We start from the raw sequence: 22,127 nt of genomic DNA on the forward strand, positions 1-22,127 counted from the left end.
CGGGCTGGATCGCGCATCGATGTTCACAAGTCCAGCACCAGCCGCCCATTTCGCGCACGGGAGACACAGATGAGCATCGAGTCCCCCCGCTCCGCGTCGGTCAGCAACTCGTCCCGGTGGTCGATCTCGCCCTCCAGCACCCGTTGCTGGCAGGTCCCGCACCAGCCCTGCTCGCAGGAGTAGGGGGTGTCCGGCAGTTCCTCGCGGACCGCCGCCAGTACGGAGGTGCCGGCGGGCACGGCCACCGTGCGCCCGCTGCGCCGCAGTTCGACCTCCACGTCCGTGTCGCCGTCGGCCGTCAGCACGGGCGTGAACCGCTCCAGGTGCGGGGTGACGCCCTCGGGCAGCCGCTCGGTCACGGCCGCCATCAGCCCCTCGGGGCCGCAGCAGTAGACGGCGGCGCCCTCCGGGAGGTCCGCGAGGAACGCGTCGAGCGGGGGCCGGCCCTCCTCGTCCTCGGCGACCACGGTGACCCGGCCGCGGTCCCCGTCCAGCTTCCGGACCTCCTCCAGGAAGGGCATCGAGGCCCGCGTCCGGCCGCCGTACAGCAGCCGCCAGTCGGCGTCCTCCGGCAGGGCGCGCAGCATCGGCAGCAGGGGCGTGATGCCGATGCCGCCCGCGACGAAGACGTAGGAGGGGGCCGCCTCGACGAGCGGGAAGCGGTTGCGCGGCCCGCGCACCTCCAGCTCCATCGCCTCCCGCACCTGTTCGTGCACCTCGCGCGAACCGCCCCGGCCGTCCGCCACCAGCCGGGCGGCGACGGTGTACGACGAGGTGTCCTCCGGGTCCCCGCACAGCGAGTACGACCGGGCCAGGCCCGAGGGCAGCACCAGGTCCAGGTGGGCCCCGGGCTCCCAGCGTGGCAGGTCGTGTCCCTCCAGCCGGATCAGGACGACCCCGTCGGCGATCCGCTCGTGCGCCGTCACCAGCAGCGTCAGCGGCCGGGCGGCCCGCGGCGCGAGCGCCGGGGCGCCGCCCCCGCCCCGGGCGTCACGGGCCCGGCCGCGCATCACCCGCCAGGCGATCACCCCGACCCCGGCGACCACGACCAGAGCCCTCACCGTCGACGACCTCGGCTTGTCAGACATGGCGTCAATGTACTGGCGAGTAGCGGCGGGGAGAAGGGGTGTGCCGCATCTTGTTGACGCCAGTGTCAGCTAGCGTCGGCGTCGCGTACCCCGCGCCGCGCGCGGGCGCCGGACGGGCCCCGGGCTCTGGGGTGCCGGGCGGGGCGGCCCGGTGGGCGGGGCCGGCCGGGTCAGCCGAGGCCGTCCAGGGTGCGGCCGTCGGGCAGGGTGGCCCGCAGCTCGGCCTTGGCGCCCTCCTCGGCCCGCGCCGTCAGGACCGGGCCCTCGGCGGAGGCGCTGACCCCGCCCGTCGCGGTGACCGCGCGGGCACCGTCGCCGCCGGCCGCGGCGAGCAGGTACCACTCCCCGCCCTCCGACTTCCAGAGCACGCCGGCCAGGACGTGGGCGTCCCGCGCGCCGCACGCCGGCACGTCCTCCGCCTTCGCCGCCACGGCGCCCGCCGGCCCGCCCGGCGTGCGGAACTGGGCCAGCACCCTCGCCCCCTCGCCGCGCCACGTCTCGGCCCGCGTGCACACCCACGAGCCGGTCCCGGCGGCTCCGGGCAGCGGCTGCGAGGCGAACTCCCAGGCGTTGACCGCGCGCACGCCCTGGCCCCGCACCGACCCCAGGGAGCAGGCGTACGGCGCCCAGGCGCGCAGGGACTCGGCCCCGGAGACGTTCTTCACGGAGCCGGGCCGGCCGGTGGTGAGGCGGGCCGGCACCAGTTCGCCGAGGTCGCTCACGACCTGGGTGCGGGAGCCGTCGGCGAGCTGGAGCGCGTTCCACGAGGTGCACGCCCCGGTGTGCTGGGCGGGGCTGGCGAGCGGCGAGGTCACCCCGTCGGTCAGCGTCAGGTCCATGGCGCCGCCGCCGGGCCGGGTGAGGTCGCGCTCGGCGGCCCCGGTGACCCAGGGCGCGGTCAGATAGCGCACGTTGCCGTCGGCCCGGTCCAGCACCAGGGCACCCGCCTCGGAGCGCGTGGCGCCGTCGGTCCGCGCGAAGTCCAGCGCGGCACCGGCCGAGCCCTCCTTGGGCTCGGCGTACCGGACGACCCGGAGACCGTCGTGGAGCAGCACCACGCGCGCGTTGCCCAGGTCCCCGGCGTACAGGAGCTGGGGCGGTCCGGCCGGGCCGCCGGTCGGCGTGCCGGGCGTCGCCGACACGTGCACGGTCTCGCCGGGGCGGGCCCACACGGCGAGGGCGCGGCGGACCAGCTCCCGGTCGCCGGTGAGGTCGCCGCGGGCCGGCCACACCGAGAAGTCGGTGCGGTCCGCGGTCCGCCACGCCGTGGGGGCGGCCTTCGTCACCCGGCCGGGGTCGAGGGCCGCCTCCGCCGCCGGGTTCTGCGCGTAGGGCGGGGCGGCGGCGCCGTCCGGCCCCCAGCCGTCGCCGGGCAGGCCGAGCAGCGCCCCACACACGACCAGCGCCGCCCCGGCGACCAGCGCCGCCTTGGTGTGCTGGCGGCGCCGCATCAGGTCGGTGGGCCGGGCCTGGAGCGTGCAGGGGTCGAACTCGGGGGAGCGCAGCAGCGCGTACGGCTCGCCCACCGCGTCGGCCTCGCGCAGCGCGGTGTCGGCGTCGGTGTCGTCGACCCCGGCGGCCGTGAGCACCTGGCGCACGTCGCCGTCCGGCAGCTTCTCCAGCCCGCGCAGCGCGTACGCCGCCCGGCCCGGCCCGGACAGGCCGGACAGCCGCTGGTCCAGGGCGAGTTCGTCCGCGCCGCCGGACCGGGGGAAGAGCGTCAGCCCCCACACCTGGGGCAGCAGCGGGGGCAGTTGGGCCCGCCGCGGCCAGGCCCGGCGCCGCAGCGGCAGCCCCGCGGTCAGCGCCGTCCGCACGACCCGCAGGCGGACCAGCGCGTACCCGGGGTCGCCCTCGCGGCCGGCCGACTGGGCCGGGATCACGGGCGTGCGGGTGCGGTTGCGGGGCAGCGCGCGCTGGACGAGGGCGTGCGCGGTCAGCACCCGGCGCCTCCGGCCGAGGCCGGACGGCAGCACCAGGTAGGCGAGCCGGACGAGCCGGGGGTAGTGCTCGACGAGCGCGGCCTCGGCCTGCTCGACGTCGACGACCGGGTCGGCGGCGGAGGGTGCGGGGCGCGGGGCGACATCCTGTGACTGCACGTTCAGCAGAACGAGCGAACCGGCGGTTGGTCACCCGGGGGCGCCCGCCGGGCGGGGCCGGCGCGGGGGCGCGGACGACTGGCGGCGCGGGGCGCGGGCGGGGGCCGGGGCGGCCCCGGGAGCGCGCCCGGGGCGGGTCTCGGCAGGGGCTCGCGCGGGCCGGGTGCGGCGGCCGGGCGGGGCCGGCCGGACGGACGGCGGGGGCCGGGGAGGCACCGGCGCGGGTCCGTTTGAGCATGCCGCGCCCCGCGCCCGTATCGATGTCCGGGGCCCCGCGTCCGGGGCCCCGGACGGCATTCGCCGGAAGGACCGGAGGAACCCATGAGGCTGACCCGATCGATGCTCGCCCCGGCCGGAGCGGCGCTGGCGCTGGCGCTCGCCGGGTGCGGAACCGGTGACGGCGAGGCGGCCGTCCCCGAGACGGCGACGGGGAGCCTGGAGCACCTGGCCGCCGAGGCCGAGTGCGAGCCCGACCTGCAGACCGACGCCGACACCATCCGCCAGGCCATCTGCGAGAGGGGCGGGGAGAAGTACGTGATCGTCACCTTCGCCACCGACCGCGGCCAGCGCGAGTGGATCAACACCGCCAAGGACTACGGCGGTTACTACCTGGTCGGCCGCAAGTGGGTCGCGGTCGGCGAGCAGGGCCTCGTCGAGGGACTGCGCGGCCGGCTCGGCGGCGTCGTGGAACAGGGCGTCCAGCACGGCCCGGAGCACGGCGGGGGCTCCGGCCACGGCTCGGGGCAGCACGCCGGACACGGCGGCTGACGGAGACCGGCACCGGCCGACGCGCCCGGCGCGGAGGCGGGGCACGGCGGAAACGGGCGAGGGGCCGGTGGCGGAATCAGCGCCACCGGCCCCTCCCGGCCGTACGGCCCCCGTGCCGCTCAGGGGGCCACGACCGCGATCAGGTGCAGTTCTTGCCCTTGTTGATGCACTTGACGACCCTGTTCATCAGGGACTCGTCCATGACGTTGATGAAGTCGTTGTGATCGGTGATCGGCTTGTGCAGCTGCTCCGGGAAGCTGTCCACGGCGTACGGGTTCGTCACCTGGCCGTTCTCCACGGTCGGGGTGGGGATGTCGTACACCAGGCGGACCTGGAGCTGGGGGATGGCCTGGAAGCCGTCGGGGCAGCTCCCGTCCTCGCGGACGAACGCCGTGTGGGTGCGGTGGTTGGCGCTGTCCGTGTTCTGGCCGTCCCAGCAGCTCTGGAAGTTGGTGGTGCGCACCACCTGGCTGCCCTCGGGGCACAGCGGGTACTTGTCGGTGATCTGCCGGTCCTCGAAGCCGGTGCAGCTCCAGGAGCTGTTGGCGTTGGCCTCGCCGTTGGTGAAGGACTTCGCGTCACCGGTGATGATGCGCAGGAACTTCGGCATCGCCACCACGTCGCCCCGCTTGTTGCCGGTGAAGCGCAGTTCGGCCTGGGCGGGCTTGAGGATCTTGCCGACGTTGCCCTCGGCGCCACCGCCGTCGTCGTCGGCGTCGAACTCCCGGGTGCCGTCCTGCAGGCGCAGCACCGGCCAGAAGTAGGTCGACCTGTCGCCCTGGTTCTTGCAGGTGGTGGCCGCCCGGGCGAGGTCCTCGTCGCCGGCGAAGGCGTTGTTGCCCTGGTTGCCGACGTAGTCGTGCGTGTGGTGGGCGCCGTTGCCGACACCCGGGGCGGCGATCACGTTGTCACTGTTGAACAGGTTGTTCTCGTTGACACCGCAGTCCGTGGTGAACGTGCCCCTGGACCCGCTGTCGCCGTTGGCGGCGAGACCGTTGCGTGTGTTGCGGGAGCCGGGCCGGACGTCGTTGATGTCGACGAAGTCGTCGGCCACCGGACCCGCGACACCGTTGCCGTTGTCGTCCTGGTCCCGGCCGCCCTCCTGACCGCCGCCCTGTTCCTGGCCGCCGCCGTCCTGCGGCGTCCCGGCGGGCTGGCCCTCGCACCCGGCCAGCTCGTCCAGGCTGTTGTCGGCACGGCCGCCGGCCCGGTCGATCTCCAGCTTGATCCGGTCGATGATCACCTTCCGCCGGTCCTTGAGCGGGCCCAGGATGGTGTTCTGGACGTACTTCGGGTCGCCCTCCTGCGCCCGCCGGGTGGTGGCGAGCTGCTGGTAGGCGTCGGTGATCTGGCTGTCCATCGTGGCCAGTTCGCCGTCGACCTCGCCGCGCGCCCGGTCCGGCACGTCGGAGAGCCGCTGGCCGACGTCGGGGCAGTTGATCGTGGCGACCTGCGCGGCCACCGACCGGGTCCGGTCGTGGCCCCCGTGCCTCTCGTGCGCCGAGGCGTGGAAGTTGGCCCAGATGAGCCCGCCGCCACCGAGCGCCAGAGCCGCCGCCCCGGCTACGGCCTTGGCCGCCAGTGGCATACGGCGTTTGCGTGTGTTGCGTCCCATGGAACTCCTCTGACTTCCTTGCGGGGCATCGAGGCGCCCGACAGGAGTGAAGCGGCGCCCATCCATACGGAGGGCGCCCGCGAGGTGTTCACCCGTCCCGGGGATTTTCCGGTGACCCACCGGACGGCTCGGGTCCCCACAGCCCCTGGGACACTGACGGTTGTCATCGCCTCACCCGGGTGAGGGGCGAGGGGGCGGGCCGTCAGCGGGTGCCCGGCCCCTGCGCGCCGGTGGCCAGCACCCTCGCCTCGGTCACCGGGTCCAGCCCCACCGCGGGCCGGTCCGGCCGCTGCGGCGCGTTGCCGCCGAGGGAGCACAGCCACCGCCAGGTGTCGCGCACCGTCTCGGCGACCGGGCGGCAGCGCAGCCCCGTGGCCAGGACGCGGGAGACGTCGGAGCGGTGCAGGGCGCCGTGCAGTTCGCCGCCGGGCGGCACCCACACCGGGAGCTGCGTCCACGGTTCGATCCCCGCGGCGAGGACCGCGCCGGGGTCGGTCCACCGCAACACGGCCGTGCCGCCGGTGACCTCGGCGCAGGCGTCGAGCAGCGCGCCCATGGTGGCGTGCCCCTGCGGCGAGACGAGGTTGTACGGCCCGCTCAGCCCCTGCTCCACGGCGTCGAGGACCCACGCGGCGAGGTCGCGCACGTCCACGTACTGGAGCGGCAGCTCCCGCGGCCCCGGGGCGAGCACCGGGCCGCCCCGCGCCATCCGGTTCAGCCACCACGGCAACCGCCCGATGTTCTCGTACGGGCCAAGGATCAGCCCGGCCCGGACGAGCACCGAGCGGTCCGCGCCGAAGGCGTCCAGGACGGCCAGTTCGGCGCCCCGCTTGTCCCGCGCGTAGTCCGTCCGGTCCGCGTCCGGCGCGGCGCCCTCGACGAGCGGCGCGTCCTCGCCGTACCCGGGGGACGGCGGCCACGCGTACACCGAGCAGCTCGACACGTACACGTACCGTCCGGCGCGGTCCCGCAGCAGCCGCGCCGTGTCCCGCACCGCGCGGGGCGCCGCCGACCAGGTGTCGACGACGGCGTCCCAGGTGCCCTCGGCCAGCGCGTCGAGACCGCCGTTCGCCGTCCGGTCGCCGCGCAGCGCCCGCGCCCCGGGCGGCGGCGCGTGCCGTCCCCGGTTCAGGACGGTGACGTCCCAGCCCCGTGCGAGCGCCGCCTCCACCAGGGCCCGTCCCGCGAACTCCGTTCCGCCCAGCACCAGTAGTCTCATGCGGCCACTGTGCCCGGCGCGGTGGCCGGCGGCGCGGGATTCCGCCGTCGGCGCAGAACGCCCGCCCGGCCGGACGGGGCTCAGCGACCGGCCGGCGGGACGTACTTGTAGCCGACCCGGCGCACCGTCTGGATCGTCCGCCGGTGCTCGGCGCCGAGTTTGCGGCGCAGCCGGGCGATGTGCACGTCGACGGTGCGGCCGTCGCCCACGTGTCCGTAGCCCCACACGGTGGTGACCAGGTGGTCGCGCGTGTGCACCCGGTGCGGGTGCGCCACCAGGTGTGCCAGCAGCTCGAACTCCAGGTAGGTCAGGTCGAGTTCGCGCCCGTCGACGGAAGCGGTGCGCCGCGCGGCGTCGATCCGTACCAGCGGGTCGCCGCCCGGCGAGCCCTTCTCGGGACGGCCGGTGACGGCCACCGGCGGCAGGGGCGGCTGCCGGTCCGCCGGGACGAGGACGAGGTAGCCCACCATCGGCGGCCGGCCCGGCAGGGCGGGCAGCGACTGCGGGGGCGCGGGAAGCCAGGTCGCGCCGGGCGGCAGCAGGTCGGTCACGCCGCCCAGCGCCTCGGGGACGCCGGGGCGCGGCGCGGGCCCCTGCGCGTCGTCGCGGTCGACGGCACGCAGCCGGTGCCGGGGGTCGCCGGCGGGCGGGGCGGCGGGGGAGGGGGCGGGACGGCCCGAGGGACGCTCGGGGGGCGTGGCGCGGGGGTGGGCCGGGGGGACGGGGGACAGGGGACGGATGGTCGCCATGGGACGTCAGCTCTTTCGCGCGAGAGGTTCGTCGGGAGGGGCGACGGCCACGGGAACGTGGTCGGGCGCGTCGCGGGGACGTACGTCGTGCGCGCTGGCCGGGGCCGGGGTACGGCGTTCTAGCGGGCCGGCGCGGTCGTCGCGCGGCAACACACCCGGTCGAAGTCGTGGTGCTGACGGGAAGGCCAGAAGGGCTCCAGGTCCCGAGGACCCGTCGCCGCGAACTTCCGGAAGCCGACCATGAGCCCCATTGAAGCAGACCCCGGGCGGCGGCAGGAGACCGCGACCGAGGCGCGGACACGCCGGATGGCGTGAAAGAGGGGGCCGGCGGCGGAGGGCGTGCCGGTCCTCGGCGCCCGACACCCCCGGCCGGACGTGTCGCCCGCACGGCGCGTGCCGGTGGCGGGGCCCGTCGGGTGCGCCGGACACCCGGGGCGGGGAGCCCCGCCGGGTGCCGGGTGCGGGTGCGGCGTGTCGGGGGTCCGTACGGCGCTTCCGTACCGTGTCCCGCGTGTCCCGCGCGTCCGGTCCGCTCGTCCCTCAGGCGTCCGCCGCCTCCTGACCGGCCGCGTCGCGCATGCCGGTCAGGAAGCGGCGGACGGCGGCGAGTTCACGGTCGTCGTAGTCGCGCAGGAGGGCCGTCGCGCGGTCGGCGAGCCGTCCGGTGTGGGGCCCGACCAGGCCGACCGCGCGGTCCTCGACCCGGACGACGACGTGGCGCCGGTCGCGCCGGCCGCGGACCCGGCGCGCGTGCCCGGCCCGTTCCAGCCGGTCGACCAGCGCGGTCGTCCCGGCGGAGTTCAGCCCGAGCGCCGCGCCGAGGCGCCCGGCGGTCAGCTCCTCGCCCGTGCCGGAGGCGTCGAGGAGCACGGTCACGGCGCGGACGTCGGTCGGATGCATGCCGTGCCGCTGCGCGAACCGCGCGCCGTGGGCCGACAGCCCCGCGGCCACGGCGCGCAGCAGCCGGACGATCTCGGGCCCGGCGGCGGGATCGGGCGCGGGCCCGCCGGCCGGACCGGGGGGAGGACCGGCGGCGGGATCACCGGCGGGACCGGCGCCAGGGTCTGTGGCGGGACCGGCGCCAGGGCCGCGGCCCGGTCCGGCCACAGGTCCGTGATCAGGCCCGGCTTCGGGAAGGGGCCCGGCCCAGGGGTCCTCCCGCGCGTCCCGCGGGCCCTGTCGGGCCCGCCCGTCCGGCGCGTCTTGCCGCTCCCGCCCGTCCCACCGGACTCGTCTTTCCCGCTCACCGGGGTCCTGACCGTGCATGAGCATGCGCCGTGGCCCTCCGACCGTCGTCCCGCCCGTCTCCCGGGCCGGGCCGCCCGCGGGGCTCGGTGCCCGCGGGCGCGGACACGGCCGGGTGCGCCGCCTGTTCCTCCTCGGCCCCGCGGACGATGCCCGCCGGGGCCAGGCGGCGTGCCCGGCCGTGCGCTGTGCCGTCCCGCCGGTCCGGGGAGCCGTCCCGGGGCGGGGCGGTGTCTCATCCCACCTTTTCGATCACGGCCCGGCGGATCAGGAACTTGCCCGGCTCGCGGACGAGTTCGAAGGCGGAGTCGTTGAGCAGGACGCAGCTTCCCGAGACCGAGGTGACCTCGACCGTCGTGGACTTGTCGTTGTCCAGGTTGGTGACGCGCAGCTTCGTCCCCGCCGGGAACTGGTTGCTGGACGCGGCCGGGGCACCGCCCTCACCGGAGAGGGTGACGGTGGAGCCGTCGCAGACCCGCTGTCCCGCCTGCCCGGCCCCGGACTGCCCGGCGTCCTGGCCGCCCGCCTGGTCCGCGCCCGGGCCGGCGTTCCCGCCGGCCGCCTGTCCGGCTCCCTGTCCGGCCTCCTGGGCCCCGCCCCGCGACGGCTGCCCGGCCTGGGAGTCCTGAGCCGACTCCCCCACCGCGCACCCGGACGCCTCCTGCTTGCGCTTGATCTCCTCGACGACGGCCTCGCGGTTGGCGATCCGTGCCTCCGACTGGGCGTCGGGGGCGGCCCGCTGGTCCGCGATGAACCGCTGGTTGTTGCCGAGCGCGGTGGCCAGGCCCTGGCAGACGGTCGCGTCCCGGGCCGACCTCGTCTGGGCGTGGGCGGTGGTCTGGGCGTGGGAGGCGTTCGCCATCACGAAGGCCCCACCGCCCGCCACCGTCGCCGCACCGACCAGCAGGGCGATCGTCTTCTTCGTGCCGAGAGTTCTCCTGCGCGACATGCGCGGCTCCTGAAGGGTAGGGGAGCGTACGCCGCTATGTACGAGATGCCGAACAAGGTTGCTCAGGGACACGGGGATCGTCCGGCGTAACGTACGTCACAGCAGGCGCCCGCCGGTCACTCCGGGACCGGGCCGACGCCGCCCTCCTCGTAGGACACCACGTTGTCGCGTACGTACCGCGCCAGCCCCTCCGTCTGCCGGGTCAGGGCCCGCGCGTCCGCCGGGGAGCCGTCGGCCCAGCGGCCGTCGGCGAGGACCACCGAGCGGACGGCGGGCAGATCGCGCCGGACGGACGGGGCACCGGCCGGGGCCGCGGGCAGGCCGGAACCGGGCGGCGGGTCGAGCGGGTTGCCGCGGTCGCCGGCCGGGGCTCCCGCGAGGACCGCGCGGAGCGCCGAGGCGTCCTCGGCCCGTCCGAAGCTGACCACGGTCACCGTCACGCGCGAACGCCGCTCGGCGTCGGTGAACAGGGCGGCGGTCAGCCGCCGGCAGTTCTCGGCCCGGCCGGCGAGGGCCCCGGGCCCCAGCGGGTGGGCGCAGTCGGCAGTGGTCACCAGGTCCAGGCGCTTGTACCGGGAGCCGTCGGGCAGCCGCACGGCCGTCGCGGGGAAGGCGCGTTCCGGCCGGACCGCCGGCCGGGGCGGCCTGCCGTCGACGGTTCCCGGCAGTCCGGCGGGGACGGAGGGCGCGCTCGTCCCGGCGGTCGTGCGGGCGGCGGCGGGCGGCGGTTCCCCGCCGGGCGCGGACGGCGGCGGGGTGTCGACGGCGACGGCCGCGACGAGGACGCCGCCCGCCGCCGCGGCCAGTAAGACCCGGGTGCGCCGACGGCGGCGCGGCCCGGCCGCACCGGTACCCGCCGGCCGGCCCCGTCCGCCTTGATCGTCGTGGCTCATCGCGGCGCAGAGTAACAGCGCGGACCACTCCGAGTCGCGGCGCGCGCTCCCCGTACCGCTCTTCTGCGGACACGTCCGGTCTCCTGCGGACCCGTCCGGCGGGCGGCGGGGACGCGCGGGGGCGCGGCCCGCCCGCCGCGCCGGCGGGGCCGCTAGCGGGACAGGGCGTCGCGGACGGCCTCGTCGGTGCGGCCGACCACGGCCGTCCCGTCGTCGGCGGTGATGATCGGCCGCTGGATCAGTTTGGGGTGCGCGGCGAGCGCGGCGATCCAGCGCTCGCGGGCGGCGTCGTCCCGGGGCCAGTCCTTGACGCCCAGGTCCTTCGCCGCGGGCTCCTGGGTGCGGGTGATGTCCCAGGGCTCCAGGCCGAGCCGCCCCAGAACCTCGCGGATCTCGTCCTCGCCGGGCACGTCCTCCAGGTACCGGCGGACGGTGTACTCGGCGCCCGCCTCGTCCAGCAGGGCGATCGCGCCGCGGCACTTCGAGCAGGCCGGATTGATCCAGATCTCCATACCGCACACGGTAGCCGGGCCGGGCCGAGAAGTGGCGCCCCGGCCCGTCCGCACCTCCGCCGCCCACCCCCTCTGTTCGAATTCCCGTGCCCCGGGCGCCCCGTGCGTACCGGAGGTGACGTCGCCCCGTTGTCTGTCCTGACCTGGACGTTTGGCTGTCCACAGGCTCCCCGGATGTCAGTGTCCGACGGTAGAATGGACGCAGTGTTCGAGGGTGTCGCCGGGGTGTCCGGACGGCGCCCCGTCCGCGTCAGGAGGATGCCCGTGACCGCTGCCGCCCTGAAGCCGAAGCCGCTGCCCACCCAGTCCACCGCCCGGCGTCCCGTCCCGCTCGACCTGCCGTACGCCCCCGTGGCGAAGCGACCGCTGCCCGCCGGCCGCCCCCGCGCCTGGTACGTGGCGCACAACCGCCGGCTCAAGGCGATGCGGCTCGCCATAGCCCTGCTCGACACCGGCGTCTACCTGCCCGAGCAGGCCGGCGACGAGACGATACGGGAGACCGCGCGCACCGTCGGCGTCCACCCGCCGTCGGCGATCACCTGCCGCATGGTGCGGGCGTTCCTGCACTCCGCCCGGTGAGCCCCGGCGCCGGGACCCGCCCCGGCGCCGTCCCGCCTGTAGCCGGGCGGCCCCGCCGCCCGTCCCGGCCTCGGGGCGGCCCTCACAGTCCGGGCGCGCCCCACACGGGGAACCAGCGGCCGAGATCCTGCTCGATGGTGAGGTCGTCGGCCAGCACGGCCCTGATCCGCAGCTCCAGCGCGTTGTCCCGGCGCTCCCTGGCGCCGGGCAGCGGGGCGAAGGGGTAGAAGGTGCCGCGCTTGTAGAGGTAGACCAGGGCCAGCCGCCGCCCCTCGCCGTCCTGGAAGCCGGCGAGCGAGCAGAGCAACTGGGGGCCGAAGCCGTTGGCCTCCATGGAGCTGTTGACCGCGTGGAGGTCGTTCACCAGCAGGGGGAGGTCGTCGGGGGAGCGGCGTGAGACGAGCCACGAATAGCCGTACTCGTCGCGGCTCAGCTCCACCGGGGTCCGCCCGGCGTCCGCGTCCAGCAGGGCGCGGACCTCGCGGTGGGTCTCGTCGAAGGCCGAGCCCTCGACGGTGGCGAAGCAGACCGCGCCCTGTCCGGTCGGCCGGAAACCGGCCGCCGCCTCCAGAGTCACCGCCGCGGAGGGCAGCGCGAAGAGGCGGTCGAGGTCGGGTGCGACGGGTTTCGTACGGCCGAGCAGGATGTCCAGCAGGCCCATGCGTCACGCCTTCCCGGGCGCCGCGGCCTCGTCCAGCTCCGCCGAGATCCGGCCGAGCTGTTCGAGCCGCTGCTCCAGGCTCGGGTGCGTGGCGAAGAACTTGCCCAGACCGGGGTCGGACCCGAAGGCCGGCGTGAAGTAGAAGGCGTTGAACGCCTGCGCCGTCCGCAGGTCCTTCGTCGGGATGCGGGCGATGTCCCCGGACACCTTGGTGAGCGCCGCCGCCAGCGCCGAGGGACGGCCGGTGAGCACCGCCGCCGCCCGGTCCGCCGCCAGCTCCCGGTACCGGGACAGGGCACGGATCAACAGGAAGCTGATCGTGTACACGGCGGCCGAGACGCCCATGATCGCCGCGAAGACGACGAGGGTGTTCTGGTCCCGCCGGCCGCCGCCGAAGAGCTGTGAGTAGAAGGCGAACCGCACGATGAGTCCGGCGATCACCCCGAGGAAGGACGCGACCGTGATCACCGCCACGTCCTTGTGGGCCACGTGCGACAACTCGTGCGCGAGCACGCCCTCCAGTTCGGCCGGTTCCAGCCGCCGCAGCAGGCCGGTGGTCACACAGACCACCGCGTTGTCCGCGTTGCGTCCCGTGGCGAACGCGTTCGGCATGTCCATCGCCGACACGGCGACCAGCGGTTTCGGCATGTCCGCCATCGCCGCCAGCCGGTCCACGACCCCGTGCAGCTCCGGATACTCGTCCCGTTCGACGACCTTGCCGTGCATGGCGAACAGCGCGATCCGGTCGGAGAACCAGTACTGGGCGCCGAACAGCAGCGCGACGATCACCACGACCAGGACCCAGGACTTCAGCAGCGTGATCAACGCGGCCACGAAGCCCACGTACAGCAACCCGAGCAGGAACAGCGTGACCCCCATACGGACGGTCAACCGCCGGTCGCTCCGGAAGCGGCTCTGCATCTCATCACCCCGCAGTCAGGGACTCGTTCCGATGTCCAGTGTGCACCCGTACGGCCGGATAGGGGTGGTTCGCGGCGGTACTCGTGACGGGCGCGGGGGGCGGATCGCCTGGTCGGGGCGGCGGACGGCGTCGGAAGGGCGGCCTCAGAAGGGCGCGCGGAACTCCACGTACCCCAGGAGCAGGATGACCGCGGCGACGATGCCGAGGACCAGGGCCGCCGACGTCCACGGCGAGCGGTGACGGTGCCGGGAGCGCCCGTGCTCGGGGTCGGCGCGGAAGGGCACCGGACCGGGCGGGTTCTCCTTCCACCGCGCCGCCAGCATGCGGGCACGGGCGGAGGGCTCCTTGTGCTCGGCTCCCTCGGCCCACCGCAGATCGAACTCGCGTTCCTCGTCGTGCCGCTCGGACATCCCCGTACCTCTCCCCGTTCCGCTGCGCGTCCTCGATCGAACAGTCGTGTCACTGTCGATGATTCCCCTCGGAAGCCGCGGAGGGAAGCGTTTTCCGCCGGAACCGGCCGTGAGGAACCCCGCCCCCGGCGCGACACCCCCCCGCCGCCCCAGGGCGCGCGGCCCCCTGCCGTGGCCCGGGACGCCCTCGCCCCGGCGCGACGCCCGGCCCTACGGCGTCGGGGTGGGCTCCGCCGGCCCGGCCGTCGCCGGGCCCTGCGCCGCGCCGTTCCCGTGGTCCGCCACCGCGCGGTCCGCCCGCCGCAGCCCGGCCGCGGTGAGGACGGCGTAGGCCGCGCCGGCGGCGAAGAGGCCCGCGCCGGCCAGCGCCCCGCGCCGCTCCTCCTCCCGGAGGGCCTGGTGGCGCCCCTCGGGGATCTCGACCTCCCCGCGCGCGCCCGGCGCCGTCTCCCGCGCGCAGTACCGGCCGTCGCGGGCCTCGGGGGAGGTCAGGGTCTCGTTGCGTGCCAGGTCGACGGCCATCGTCAGCGTGCCCGCCGCCGGCAGCGTCCCCAGCACCGCCCGCGCGGGGAGCGGAACGCAGCGGAACGCCTGCCAGGCCAGGTACCGGTCGGCCCGGAGAGGCGCGAGCCGCGCCAGGGCCACCAGGAACAACGGCAAGGCCAGGCCGTACCCCACCCCGGTGAGCCACCCCGGCGCCGTCGGCACCGTACCCGGCACCCAGGTGAGCAGCGCGGCCACCGTCAGCACGGTGCTCAGCCCGCCCGCGAGTCCGGCATGTGCCCGGTACGTCCATCCCATGCCCGCACCCTGCCACGGCCCACCCCGGCATGTCCCCGCCACCGTCCGGCAGACCTCGCCCCCACACGCTGCCGAGCCCCGCCCCTCGTGACGAGAGGCGGAGCTCCAGGCGGCGGCGACGGGCTCGCGCCCGCCGTCCTCACACGTCGAAGTACATCTCGAACTCGTGGGGGTGCGGGCGGAGCTGGAGGGGCGCGATCTCGTTGGCGCGCTTGAAGTCGATCCACGTCTCGATCAGGTCCGGCGTGAAGACGTCGCCCTGGAGCAGGAACTCGTGGTCGGCCTCCAGCCGGTCCAGGACCGCGTCCAGGGAGGTCGGGACCTGGGCCACGTTGGCGTGCTCCTCGGGGGGCAGCTCGTAGAGGTCCTTGTCGATCGGGTCGGCCGGCTCGATCTTGTTCTTGATGCCGTCCAGGCCGGCCAGCAGCAGCGCGGAGAAGGCCAGGTACGGGTTGCCGGAGGCGTCCGGGGCGCGGAACTCGACGCGCTTGGCCTTCGGGTTCGAGCCGGTGATCGGGATGCGCATCGCGGCCGAGCGGTTGCGCTGCGAGTACACGAGGTTCACCGGCGCCTCGAAGCCCGGCACCAGGCGGTGGTACGAGTTCACCGTCGGGTTGGTGAAGGCCAGCAGCGACGGGGCGTGCCGCAGGACGCCGCCGATGTAGTGGCGGGCGGTGTCGGAGAGGCCGGCGTAGCCCTGCTCGTCGTAGAAGAGGGGTTCGCCGTTGCTCCACAGCGACTGGTGGACGTGCATGCCCGAACCGTTGTCGCCGAAGATCGGCTTCGGCATGAAGGTGGCCGTCTTGCCGTTCTTCCAGGCCACGTTCTTCACGATGTACTTGAAGAGCTGGAGGTCGTCGGCGGCGGCGAGCAGCGTGTTGAACTTGTAGTTGATCTCGGCCTGGCCGGCCGTGCCCACCTCGTGGTGCTGGCGCTCCACCTGGAGGCCGGCCCGCTCCAGCTCCAGGGAGATCTCGGCACGCAGGTCGGCGAAGTGGTCGACCGGCGGGACGGGGAAGTAGCCGCCCTTGTAGCGGACCTTGTAGCCGCGGTTGTCCTCCAGGGCACCGGTGTTCCAGGCGCCGGCCTCGGAGTCGATGTGGTAGAAGCTCTCGTTCGCGCTGGTGGCGAAACGCACGCTGTCGAAGACGTAGAACTCGGCCTCGGGGCCGAAGAACGCCGTGTCGGCGATGCCGGTGGAGGCGAGGTACGCCTCGGCCTTGCGGGCCACGTTCCGCGGGTCACGGGAGTACTGCTCACCGGTGATCGGGTCGTGGATGAAGAAGTTGATGTTGAGGGTCTTGTCCCGCCGGAAGGGGTCCACGCGGGCGGTGGACAGATCGGCGCGCAGCGACATGTCCGACTCGTGGATGGCCTGGAAACCGCGGATGGAGGAACCGTCGAAGGCCTGCTCCTCGTCCGGGTCGAACGCCCCGGCCGGCAGCGTGAAGTGCTGCATGACGCCCGGCAGGTCGCAGAAGCGGACGTCGATGAACTTGACGTCCTCGTCCGCGATGAATTTCTTGGCTTCGTCGGCGTTCTGGAACATTCCGGCTCCTCCTACTCCCGACCGTCCCGCCGGGGTGGTAGATCGTGCGTGTGCCATTGCGGGCGGCCCACGCTCCCCTCGACCCTATGGACGGGAAATTTCTCGGGCGTGACCCGTATGTTTCGCAGAAGTTAACCGGCCACGGTGTCAGCCTAGGCGCCTGTCGGGCCGGTCACACCCCCTGGTCACCCGCCCCGCGCCGCCCTCCCGCACCCGGTTTCGCCCCCGTCCGCCGGGCCACCCTCCGTCGGGTGTCCGGCAGCGCGCCCAGTACCGTGGACGTCGTGGACAACAGGCAAGCAATGGGATCGTGGCTCTCCGGCCCGCGCGCGGCCATCGAGGGAGCCGGCGGGGAGCTGGGGTACCGGGGCGAGCAGCTCGGCCTGCCCGAGGAGGGACCGGGCTCCATCGCCCGGCCGGGCCGGCGTGTCGGCGCCCTCGCCGTCGACTGGACCCTGTGCCTCCTGATCGCCAACGGTCTGATCACGGATGGCTACCAGCAGGCGACCGGCAACTGGGCGCTGCTCATCTTCTTCGTGCTGAGCGTGCTGACCGTCGGCACGCTCGGTTTCACCCCGGGCAAGCGGCTCTTCGGGCTGCGCGTGGTCGAACTGGGCACGGGCCGCGTCAACCCGCTGCGCGCCCTGCTGCGCTCCGCCCTGCTGTGCGTCGCGATCCCGGCGCTGGTGTGGGACCGGGACGGCCGCGGCCTGCACGACCGCCTGGCCCGCACCGTCGAGGTCCGCCTCTAGCGCCACCGGCGTTACCCGCGTCACTCGCGTCGGCGGGCCCGGCGCCCCGGGACCGGGCACGGACCCGCGCCCGCCGCTCCGGCGCCTCCCGGGCCCTCGGACCCCGCGCCGTCCGCGCACGCGGAACGGCGGACCCGCGCACGCGGAACGGCGAAGGGGCGCCCGGAGTGATCCGGGCGCCCCTTCGCCGTTCCGCGTCGGGAGGCTCAGCGCTGCCTCGGGCTGCCGCCCTTCGGCATCCGCATGCCCTTCGGCATCGGCCCCTTGGGCACCGGCATGTTGCTCATCAGGTCGCCCAGGGCGCGCAGCCGGTCGTTGGTCGCCGTGACCTGCGGGCCGGTGAGCACGCGCGGCAGCTTCAGCATGGTGGTGCGGAGCTTCTTCAGCTCCACCCGGCCCTCGCCGTCGCCCACGATCAGATCGTGCACCGGCACGTCGGCGACGATGCGGTTCATCTTCTTCTTCTCGGCCGCCAGCAGGGTCTTCACCCGGTTCGGGTTGCCCTCGGCGACCAGCACGATGCCGGCCTTGCCGACCGCCCGGTGCACCACGTCCTGGCTGCGGTTCATTGCCACCGCGGGGGTGGTCGTCCAGCCCCGGCCGATGTTGTCCAGGACCGCCGCCGCGGCGCCGGGCTGGCCCTCCATCTGCCCGAAGGCCGCCCGCTCGGCCCGGCGCCCGAAGACGATCGCCGTCGCGAGGAAGGCGAGCAGCAGGCCCAGGATGCCGAGATAGATGGGGTGACCGACCAGGAAACCGATCGCGAGGAAGACACCGAGGACGACGATGCCGACAGCCGCGAGTACAAGACCGATCTTCTTGTCGGCCTTGCGGGTCATCTTGTAGGTCAGGGCGATCTGCTTCAGTCGCCCGGGGTTCGCAGCGTCCGCTGCGGTTTCCTTCCTCGCCATGTCCCGAAGTCTACGTGCCCGGGAAAGCGCCCACGACGGCAGTGCCCGGCGGGGCGGCGCGGGCCCCGGGAACGGGCGCGGCGGTGCGTCCGCGAGCGGCGGGGACGGGGCGTCAGGGGGACGTCACGGGTGCCCGTCGAGGGGGTGGGGGCCCTCGGAGGACCCGCCCAGCACCCGCTCGGTCTCGACGCGGTCCCGGGCGCGGCGGCGGTCCTCCAGCACGGAGGTCCAGGCGTTGCGGCGGGCGGTGCGCTGGCCGCCGCTCATCAGCAGCGACTCGACGGCCCGCAGGGCGGTGCCGAACGACGGGATGGCGGTGGCGCGGACGGGTGCGGCCGGCATCGTGGAAGTCCCCCCTCGGTACCGCGACGGGTACGGGTGCACGTGGCGTGATTCCAGGGTCACGGTTTGGTGTTACCAGGGCGTGACCGGCCGGTCAAACGCGGATGACGGACGGGTGCGGGTGCCCGTGACGGCCGCGCGGCCCCGGCCGCGGCCCTCATCTGCGGGGACGGTCGGGGCCGCGGAACACCGTTCGCTACCGGCCGGTAGTGGCTTGTGCGGGATTTCACACGCCCGTCGGGACACGCCGCCCGACGGGCTCGGCGCGGCCCCGCGAACGGGGCCCGGGGCGGCCCGCCGCCGTCAGACGGCCCGTGCGGCGACCGGGTCGGCGCCCTGTCCGGCGGCGGCCGAGTGGCGCTGCTCGCGGGCCATCGCGTAGAGCCGCCCGGCGCGGTACGAGGAGCGCACCAGCGGGCCGGACATCACACCGGAGAAGCCGATCTGCTCGGCCTCCTCCTTCAGCTCCACGAACTCCTGCGGCTTGACCCAGCGCTCCACGGGGTGGTGGCGCACGGAGGGGCGCAGGTACTGCGTGATGGTGATCAGCTCGCAGCCCGCGTCGTGGAGCTGCCGCAGCGCCTCGCCGACCTCCTCGCGGGTCTCGCCCATGCCGAGGATGAGGTTGGACTTGGTGACCAGCCCGTGGTCGCGGGCGTCGGTGAGGACCTTCAGGGAGCGCTCGTAGCGGAAGCCGGGGCGGATGCGCTTGAAGATCCGGGGCACCGTCTCGACGTTGTGCGCGAAGACCTCGGGGCGGGAGTCGAAGACCTCGCGCAGCAGCTCGGGGACCGCGTTGAAGTCGGGGGCGAGCAGTTCGACCTTGGTCCGGCCGTCCGCGCGCCCCTCCGTCTGCCGGTGGATCTGGCGGACCGTCTCGGCGTAGAGCCAGGCACCGCCGTCCGGGAGGTCGTCGCGGGCGACGCCGGTGATCGTGGCGTAGTTGAGGTCCATGGTGACCACGGACTCGCCGACCCGGCGCGGCTCGTCACGGTCGAGCGCCTCGGGCTTGCCGGTGTCGATCTGGCAGAAGTCGCAGCGCCGGGTGCACTGGTCGCCGCCGATGAGGAAGGTCGCCTCGCGGTCCTCCCAGCATTCGTAGATGTTGGGGCAGCCGGCTTCCTGGCAGACCGTGTGCAGGCCCTCGCTCTTCACGAGGTTCTGCATCTTGGTGTACTCGGGGCCCATTTTCGCCCGGGTCTTGATCCACTCGGGCTTGCGCTCGATGGGGGTCTGGCTGTTGCGGACCTCCAGGCGCAGCATCTTGCGTCCGTCGGGTGCGACTGCGGACACGTCGGCTCCCTAGCTTCGATTCTTCGGCGTACACCAGGGTACGCCCGTGATGGGCGGGCTCTGCGGTGAGGCCAACCTCAGACCCAGGGGGTGCATTCCCCGGAACGGGTGAACGGTCAAGCCGACGCCTTCTCGGGCCGCCCGTCCGCCGCGGCGGGCCCGGGGGCCCCGGGGGCGGCGGGCGGCTCCCCGCTCGCCGGCTTCTCGATCACGCGCGGCCGGAGGTCGGCGTGTTCCAGGACGTCGCGCAGATGCCGCTCGACCACGGGGAGCACCTCGTCGAGGGTGACCTCGCGGCCCAGCTCGTTCGCCAGGGAGGCGACCCCGGCGTCCCGGATGCCGCACGGGATGATCCGGTCGAACCACTTGTTGTCCGGGTTCACGTTCAGGGCGAAGCCGTGCATGGTGACGCCCTTGGCGACCCGGATGCCGATCGCGGCGATCTTGCGGTCCTCGCCGCGCTGGCCCGCGTTGGAGGGCGCGTACTCCGGGCCGTTGAGCCGGGGGTCGAACTCGTCGTCGGTGAGGCGGGGGTCGAAGTCCAGGGAGAGCCCGCCGGGCGAGGGGCGCTGCCCGACCGGGTCGCCGAGCACCCACACGCCGCTGCGGCCCTCGACCCGGGTGGTCTCCAGCCCGAACTCCGCGCAGGTGCGGATCAGGGCCTCCTCCAGCCGCCGGACGTGGGCGACCACGTCCACCGGACGGGGCAGCTTCTGGATCGGGTAGCCCACGAGCTGGCCGGGGCCGTGCCAGGTGATCTTGCCGCCGCGGTCCACGTCGATGACCGGGGTGCCGTCCAGGGGACGTTCGCCGGCCTCGGTGCGCCGGCCGGCCGTGTAGACCGGCGGGTGCTCCAGGAGGATCACGGTGTCGGGGACCTCGTCGGCGAAGCGCGCCGCGTGCACCCGGCGCTGCTCGTCCCAGGCCACCCGGTAGTCCACGGCGTCGGCTCCGAAGCCCATCCGGACGAACCGCACCTCGCTCACGCCCAGCACCTCCCTGCAAGGGTCGTCGGGCACGCGCCGTGCCCACGCCACTGTACGTCCGGCGGCCGGACCGGGAGCCGGGGGCCATTCCCGTCAGCTCCGCATTCAATCCTCACACGATCGGATGAATGCCTGGCGAAGTGTGCGATAGCTCGCTCACTCTCCGCTACATTCGCGCCGACCAAGAGGCCATCAGGGCTGCTCACAGGCGCTCCGGGTGATCGAACGCCCGGAAGGCAGGAGACCGCACAGCACCATGACGGAACGACCCGCGCAGCGCACCCCCAACCGCCAGCTAGCCGCACTCATCGCCGAAGCGGGGTTCTCCAACGCGGGTCTCGCACGTCGCGTCGACCAGCTCGGACTCGAACACGGCCTGGACCTCAGATACGACAAGACGTCCGTCACCCGCTGGCTCCGCGGTCAACAACCCCGCGGCACCACCCCCGCCCTCATCGCCGAGGTCTTCACCCGGCGCCTGGGCCGCCGGCTCACCGCCCAGGACCTCGGCCTGGACGCGTGCGCGCCCGTGTACGCGGGCCTGGAGTTCGCCGCCACACCGGAGGAGGCCGTCGACATCGTCGGCGGACTGTGGCGCAAGGACTCCGGCAGCCACGCCGAACTGCGGAAGATCGCCTTCACCCCGGCCGGGCTCGTCGTGCCCAGCCGGGACTGGCTGATCGGCCGCCCCGACGAGCGGGTGGCCCGCGCCGAGGTGCCCGTGCGCATCCCGGCCCAGGGCCGGCCCGCGCCCCCGAGGGCCGGCACCGCCCCCGACCCCACCCGCCGGCGCACCGCGGCCGAGCGCGTCCCCGGCCAGCGCGTCACCGGCGGCGACCTCGCCGCACTCCGCTCGGTCGGCGAGCTGTTCCGCAGCCTCGACGACCGGTACGGCGGCGGCCACGCCCGCCAGGCCCTCGTCCGCTACCTGGAGCACGAGCTGGAGCCCATGCTGCGCGGCACCTACGGGGAGCAGACCGGCCGCCGGCTGTTCGCCGCCGCCGCCGACCTGACCCGGCTGGCCGGCTGGACCTCGTACGACATCGCCGCGCACGGGCTCGCCCAGCGCTACTTCGTGCAGGCGCTGCGCCTCGCCCAGGCCGCGGGCGACCGGGCCTACGGCAGCTACGTGCTGGTCACCATGAGCCGCCAGGCGGTCTACCTGGGCCACGGGCGCGAGGCGGGCCAGCTCGCGCGGGTGGCGCAGCAGGGCGTGGGCACCTCCGCCCCGCCCGTCGTGCAGACGCTGCTGCACGCCGCCGAGGCCCGCGCGCACGCCGTGCTCGGCGAGGTACGGGCCTGCACGGCCGCCCTGGTCCGGGCGGAGCGGACCATGGAGACGGCCCGGCCCGGTGACGAGGTGCCGTACTGGGCGCGGTTCTTCGACGAGGCCCAGCTCGCCGACGAACTGGGCCACTGCCACCGCGACCTCCAGCAGTTCCGCGCCGCCGCCCAGTACGCGGAGCGCTCGCTGCACCTGCGCTCCCCGGTCCACGCCCGCAGCCGGCTCTTCTGCCGGATCGTGCTCGCCACCGCCCGCCTGGGCCTCGGCGAACTCGACCAGGCGTGCCAGCTCGCCGCCGAGGCGGCCGCGCAGGCGGCGGAGATGCGCTCGGTGCGCGCCACGGAGTACGTGCGCGACTTCGAGCGCCGGCTGGAGCCGTACAGGGACGCGGCGCCCGTGCGTGGATACCGGGACCGCGTGGCCGCCCTGGGCTAGCCACCGGTCCCGGCGCGAGAGGCCGCCGGGGCCGTCACGGGGAGCGGGCCGGTTTCGCCGACGT

22 protein-coding genes are annotated in these 22,127 nt (G+C 74.8%); 4 read left to right on the top strand and 18 right to left on the bottom strand.

From position 1 onward, the window contains the following. Positions 1 to 23: 23 nt before the first annotated feature. Together VM636_RS21965 and VM636_RS21970 are read right to left on the bottom strand one after the other, a co-directional pair. Positions 24 to 1,088 carry a PDR/VanB family oxidoreductase gene (locus VM636_RS21965; RefSeq protein WP_053912569.1) on the bottom strand — a complete coding sequence of 355 codons (1,065 nt, stop codon included), beginning with the start codon at positions 1,086 to 1,088 and terminating at the stop codon, positions 24 to 26. 170 nt (positions 1,089 to 1,258) lie between these two features. Continuing rightward, positions 1,259 to 3,187, bottom strand: a complete 1,929-nt coding sequence (locus VM636_RS21970) for a hypothetical protein (protein WP_030422414.1) — start codon at positions 3,185 to 3,187, stop codon at positions 1,259 to 1,261. Between the two features lie 321 nt (positions 3,188 to 3,508). Here VM636_RS21970 and VM636_RS21975 point away from each other — a divergent pair, with 321 nt between their 5' ends. Further along, positions 3,509 to 3,955, top strand: a complete 447-nt coding sequence (locus VM636_RS21975; RefSeq protein WP_030422415.1) for a hypothetical protein — start codon at positions 3,509 to 3,511, stop codon at positions 3,953 to 3,955. 139 nt (positions 3,956 to 4,094) lie between these two features. Here the strand turns inward: VM636_RS21975 and VM636_RS21980 are convergent, their stop codons facing one another. The 7 genes from VM636_RS21980 to VM636_RS22010 all read right to left on the bottom strand — a co-directional run bounded on the left by VM636_RS21980 (position 4,095) and on the right by VM636_RS22010 (position 11,137). Next, on the bottom strand, positions 4,095 to 5,570 hold the full coding sequence (locus VM636_RS21980; protein WP_053912570.1) for a DUF1996 domain-containing protein: 1,476 nt from the start codon (positions 5,568 to 5,570) through the stop codon (positions 4,095 to 4,097). Positions 5,571 to 5,772: 202 nt separating this feature from the next. Then, positions 5,773 to 6,789: an SDR family oxidoreductase gene (locus tag VM636_RS21985; RefSeq protein WP_053912571.1), complete on the bottom strand. Its 1,017-nt coding sequence runs from the start codon at positions 6,787 to 6,789 to the stop codon at positions 5,773 to 5,775. An 80-nt stretch (positions 6,790 to 6,869) separates the two neighbouring features. Then, positions 6,870 to 7,538 carry a winged helix-turn-helix domain-containing protein gene (locus VM636_RS21990; protein WP_053912572.1) on the bottom strand — a complete coding sequence of 223 codons (669 nt, stop codon included), beginning with the start codon at positions 7,536 to 7,538 and terminating at the stop codon, positions 6,870 to 6,872. 540 nt (positions 7,539 to 8,078) lie between these two features. Further along, positions 8,079 to 8,510 carry a MarR family transcriptional regulator gene (locus VM636_RS21995; RefSeq protein ID WP_053912691.1) on the bottom strand — a complete coding sequence of 144 codons (432 nt, stop codon included), beginning with the start codon at positions 8,508 to 8,510 and terminating at the stop codon, positions 8,079 to 8,081. Positions 8,511 to 9,018: 508 nt separating this feature from the next. Continuing rightward, on the bottom strand, positions 9,019 to 9,732 hold the full coding sequence (locus VM636_RS22000) for a hypothetical protein (RefSeq protein WP_030417744.1): 714 nt from the start codon (positions 9,730 to 9,732) through the stop codon (positions 9,019 to 9,021). 116 nt (positions 9,733 to 9,848) lie between these two features. Continuing rightward, complete coding sequence (locus VM636_RS22005) at positions 9,849 to 10,625, bottom strand: hypothetical protein (protein ID WP_053912573.1); 777 nt, start codon at positions 10,623 to 10,625, stop codon at positions 9,849 to 9,851. Positions 10,626 to 10,777: 152 nt separating this feature from the next. Then, positions 10,778 to 11,137 (bottom strand): arsenate reductase family protein, encoded by a 360-nt coding sequence (locus tag VM636_RS22010; RefSeq protein ID WP_030417746.1) that lies wholly within the window; start codon positions 11,135 to 11,137, stop codon positions 10,778 to 10,780. A gap of 264 nt (positions 11,138 to 11,401) precedes the next feature. Between VM636_RS22010 and VM636_RS22015 the strand changes: the two genes are divergently transcribed. Further along, entirely contained in the window at positions 11,402 to 11,716 is a 315-nt protein-coding gene (locus VM636_RS22015) for a hypothetical protein (RefSeq protein ID WP_030417747.1), read from the top strand. A gap of 82 nt (positions 11,717 to 11,798) precedes the next feature. Here VM636_RS22015 and VM636_RS22020 read toward each other — a convergent pair whose 3' ends face one another. From VM636_RS22020 to glnA, 5 genes are all read right to left on the bottom strand, one after another. After that, positions 11,799 to 12,377 (bottom strand): hypothetical protein, encoded by a 579-nt coding sequence (locus VM636_RS22020; RefSeq protein WP_030417748.1) that lies wholly within the window; start codon positions 12,375 to 12,377, stop codon positions 11,799 to 11,801. 3 nt (positions 12,378 to 12,380) lie between these two features. Then, complete coding sequence (htpX, locus tag VM636_RS22025) at positions 12,381 to 13,298, bottom strand: zinc metalloprotease HtpX (protein ID WP_030417749.1); 918 nt, start codon at positions 13,296 to 13,298, stop codon at positions 12,381 to 12,383. A gap of 144 nt (positions 13,299 to 13,442) precedes the next feature. Next, a complete protein-coding gene (locus VM636_RS22030) occupies positions 13,443 to 13,709 on the bottom strand; it encodes a hypothetical protein (protein WP_030417750.1) in 267 nt (88 codons plus the stop codon). 210 nt (positions 13,710 to 13,919) lie between these two features. Then, entirely contained in the window at positions 13,920 to 14,510 is a 591-nt protein-coding gene (locus VM636_RS22035; RefSeq protein ID WP_051821132.1) for a hypothetical protein, read from the bottom strand. Positions 14,511 to 14,649: 139 nt separating this feature from the next. After that, a complete protein-coding gene (gene glnA / locus VM636_RS22040; RefSeq protein WP_030417752.1) occupies positions 14,650 to 16,059 on the bottom strand; it encodes a type I glutamate--ammonia ligase in 1,410 nt (469 codons plus the stop codon). Positions 16,060 to 16,343: 284 nt separating this feature from the next. Here glnA and VM636_RS22045 point away from each other — a divergent pair, with 284 nt between their 5' ends. Beyond that, the gene (locus VM636_RS22045; protein ID WP_030417753.1) at positions 16,344 to 16,811 is read left to right on the top strand and encodes an RDD family protein; all 468 of its coding nucleotides are present in this window, start codon (positions 16,344 to 16,346) and stop codon (positions 16,809 to 16,811) included. A 206-nt stretch (positions 16,812 to 17,017) separates the two neighbouring features. On the opposite strand, the gene VM636_RS22050 is transcribed toward VM636_RS22045, so the two are convergent. The 4 genes from VM636_RS22050 to lipB all read right to left on the bottom strand — a co-directional run bounded on the left by VM636_RS22050 (position 17,018) and on the right by lipB (position 20,343). Further along, the gene (locus VM636_RS22050) at positions 17,018 to 17,722 is read right to left on the bottom strand and encodes a DUF4191 domain-containing protein (RefSeq protein WP_030417754.1); all 705 of its coding nucleotides are present in this window, start codon (positions 17,720 to 17,722) and stop codon (positions 17,018 to 17,020) included. 123 nt (positions 17,723 to 17,845) lie between these two features. Then, positions 17,846 to 18,064 carry a hypothetical protein gene (locus VM636_RS22055; protein ID WP_030417755.1) on the bottom strand — a complete coding sequence of 73 codons (219 nt, stop codon included), beginning with the start codon at positions 18,062 to 18,064 and terminating at the stop codon, positions 17,846 to 17,848. 303 nt (positions 18,065 to 18,367) lie between these two features. Next, complete coding sequence (gene lipA / locus VM636_RS22060; protein WP_030417756.1) at positions 18,368 to 19,357, bottom strand: lipoyl synthase; 990 nt, start codon at positions 19,355 to 19,357, stop codon at positions 18,368 to 18,370. Positions 19,358 to 19,473: 116 nt separating this feature from the next. Further along, the gene (gene lipB / locus VM636_RS22065; RefSeq protein WP_078855645.1) at positions 19,474 to 20,343 is read right to left on the bottom strand and encodes a lipoyl(octanoyl) transferase LipB; all 870 of its coding nucleotides are present in this window, start codon (positions 20,341 to 20,343) and stop codon (positions 19,474 to 19,476) included. Between the two features lie 256 nt (positions 20,344 to 20,599). Between lipB and VM636_RS22070 the strand changes: the two genes are divergently transcribed. Beyond that, positions 20,600 to 22,063, top strand: coding sequence for a hypothetical protein (locus tag VM636_RS22070; RefSeq protein WP_030417758.1), 1,464 nt, complete (start codon positions 20,600 to 20,602; stop codon positions 22,061 to 22,063). Positions 22,064 to 22,127: the final 64 nt, after the last annotated feature.

It is taken from the genome of Streptomyces sp. SCSIO 75703, from assembly GCF_036607905.1.
GTDB lineage: Bacteria > Actinomycetota > Actinomycetes > Streptomycetales > Streptomycetaceae > Streptomyces.